We start from the raw sequence: 2846 nt of genomic DNA, 5'->3' as shown, positions 1-2846 counted from the left end.
GCCCCGGCAAGGGGGCTTGAGGCCCTCTCCCCGCGTGGCGGGGAGAGGTGACACCAACTGGAGACCCCATGCGGATCGCGGACATGAATTGGATGCAGGTCGAGACCTACCTCAAGGCCGACGACCGCTGCATCCTGCCCATCGGCTCCACGGAGCAGCACGCCTATCTCTCGCTCGCCGTCGACCTCATCCTCGCCGAGCGCGTGGCGGTGGACGCGGCCGAGCCGCTGGGCGTGCCGGTCTTCCCCGTGATGCCCTACGGGATCACACCCGCCTTCGCGGCCTATCCGGGCACGATCACGCTTCGCGTCGACACCCTGCTCGCCGTGGTGCGCGACGCGGTCGCGTCCCTGCGCCGCTCCGGCTTTCGCCGCATCCTCATCGTCAACGGGCATGGCGGCAACCAGCCGGTTCAGGCGCTGGCGGGCGAGCTGATGGTCGAGATGCCCGACACCTCGATCAAGTTCCATTCCTGGTGGAACGCGCCCCGCACCTGGGCCAAGGTCCAGGAGATCGACCGCACCGGCTCGCACGCCAACTGGATGGAGAACTTCCCCTGGACGCGGCTCGGCAACATCGCCATGCCGGGCACGCCCAAACCCGCCCCCGACCTCGCAGCCATGCGCGCCGCGCCCCCGCGCGAGGCCCGCGCCATCCTCGGCGACGGCTGCTTCGGCGGCGACTACCAGAAGCCCGACGAGACCATGCTGGTCCTCTGGCAGACCGGTGTGGAGGAGACCCGCGCGCAGCTGGAGGGGCCATGGCCGAGCCTGACATAACTCCCCTCTCCCGGATGGGAGAGGAATGCACGGAGTGCCAGGGGGTGAGGGTGAACGCTGGGAGGGGCGCACCACGGATCCGCGCCGCCACCGTCATCCCCGGGCTTGACCCAGGGACCCAAGGTCACACGTCAACCTGATAGCCGGATCAAGCCCGGCCCTGACACCGGGGAGGTCGGAGCAGACCTCCCAGCGTCCAACCCGTCATCCCCGCCCCCTCTCCCTATGGGAGAGGGGAGCAACCCAGAGGCTTCACCATGCCTGATCCCATCCTGATCTGGGGCGCCGGCGCCATCGGCGGGACGCTCGGCGCCTATTGGGCGCGCGCCGGCATCGACGTGCTCATGGTCGACACGGTCGCGGCGCATGTCGAGGCCTGCCGCACGGTGGGGCTCCATATCGAGGGCCCCATCGAGGGCTTCCGGCAGGTGGTGCCCGCAGCGCTCCCGGGCGAGGTGCGGGGCACCTATTCGCGCATCGTGCTCGCCGTGAAGGCGCAGGCGACCGAGGAGGCGATGGCGGCGCTCCTGCCCCATCTCGCGCCTGACGGCTACGTGCTCTCGGCCCAGAACGGGCTCAACGAGATCGCCATCGGGCGGATCGCCGGAGCGGAGCGCACCATGGGCTGCTTCGTCAATTTCGGCGCCGACTGGCTGGAGCCCGGCCGCATCCTCTACGGCAACCGGGGCGCCGTGGTGGTGGGCGAGATCGACGGGACGATCCGCCCCCGCACCCGCGAGATGCATCACCTGATGCAGGTGTTCGAGCCCGACAGCGTTCTCACCGACGACATCTGGGGCTATCTGTGGGGCAAGCTCGCCTACGGCGCCATGCTGTTCGGCACGGCGCTGACCGACGAGTCCATGTCCGCGAACTTCGCCGATCCGGCCCGCGCCCCGGCCTGGGTGGCGCTCGGCCGCGAGGTGATGGCGGTGGCCCGCGCCCGTTCGGTGTCGCCCCGGGGCTTCGGCGAATTCGATCCCCTCGCCTTCGCGCCGGGCCGCCCGGACGCGGACGCGCTCGCCAATATCGCCTGGCTCGCCGACTACACCTCGAAGACCGCCAAGACCCATTCGGGCATCTGGCGCGATCTCGCCGTCCGCAAGCGCCGCACCGAGGTCGATCCGCAGATCGGCATCATCGGGGTGCTCGGCCGCGAGGCCGGCGTGCCGACCCCCGCCCTCGACCGGCTCGTGGCCCTCATCCACGACATCGAGGAGGGGCGACGGCCCCAATCCCCTGCCACCCTCCAGGAGCTGATCGCCCGATGCCCTCCCCTCGCACCGTCCTCGTCACCGGCGCCGCTCAAGGCATAGGCCGCGCCATCGCGGCGGCGTTCCGGGCAGGGGGCGCCTCCGTCCATCTCGCCGACCTCGACGAGGCGGGGGTGCGCGCCTCCGCCGACGTGATGGGCGCCACGCCGCACGCCCTCGACCTCTCCGACCGCGACGCGGCGCATCGGCTCGTCGAGACGATCGTCGCCGCGGACGGGCGCCTCGACGTGCTGGCGCTCGCGGCGGGCGGGGTGCGCGGGCAGGTCGGGCGGCCGATCGAGGAGGTCTCGGAGGCGGACTGGCGGGTCCTGTTCCAGGCGAACGTCGACGGCGCGTTCTGGCTCGCGCAGGCCGCGGCGCCCGCGATGAAGCGCCAGGGCTTCGGGCGCATCGTCACCATCGCCTCAGGCGCCGGCCTTCGCCCGAGCCTCACGGGCATCCAGGCCTACTCGTCCGCCAAGCACGCGCTGGTGGGGCTTACCAAGCAGCTCTCCTGGGAGCTCGGCCCCCATGGCGTCACGGTGAACTCCGTCGCGCCAGGCTTCGTGCTCTCCAATCCGGCGACCCAGCGGCAATGGGAGTCCTACGGCCCCGAGGGGCAGCGGCGCCTCGTGGACTCGATCCACGTCAAGCGCCTGGGCACCCCGGAGGACATCGCCAACGCGGTCCTGTTCTTCGCCGATGAGCGCTCGGGCTGGGTCTCGGGCCAGATCCTGTCGGTGGACGGCGGGCGGTCGTGAGAGGTGGGGCGTGCGCTCCCACCCCCTCATGCTGAGAGGCTGGCCCGAAATGT

The 2846-nt window shown here is 71.3% G+C and carries 3 protein-coding genes; all 3 read left to right on the top strand.

The genetic code is table 11. From position 1 onward, the window contains the following. Window positions 1-68 precede the first annotated feature (68 nt). The gene (locus F0L46_RS05530) at window positions 69-779 is read left to right on the top strand and encodes a creatininase family protein (RefSeq protein WP_149816058.1); all 711 of its coding nucleotides are present in this window, start codon (window positions 69-71) and stop codon (window positions 777-779) included. A 257-nt stretch (window positions 780-1036) separates the two neighbouring features. Beyond that, window positions 1037-2095, top strand: a complete 1059-nt coding sequence (locus tag F0L46_RS05525) for a ketopantoate reductase family protein (RefSeq protein WP_149816057.1) — start codon at window positions 1037-1039, stop codon at window positions 2093-2095. Continuing rightward, complete coding sequence (locus F0L46_RS05520) at window positions 2047-2793, top strand: SDR family NAD(P)-dependent oxidoreductase (RefSeq protein ID WP_149816056.1); 747 nt, start codon at window positions 2047-2049, stop codon at window positions 2791-2793. Before F0L46_RS05525 ends, F0L46_RS05520 begins: the two co-directional genes overlap by 49 nt. Window positions 2794-2846 lie beyond the last annotated feature (53 nt).

This window comes from Salinarimonas soli (genome assembly GCF_008386575.1).
In the GTDB taxonomy this organism is placed as follows: domain Bacteria; phylum Pseudomonadota; class Alphaproteobacteria; order Rhizobiales; family Beijerinckiaceae; genus Salinarimonas_A; species Salinarimonas_A soli.
This window is presented reverse-complemented; position numbering and strand designations above follow the sequence as displayed.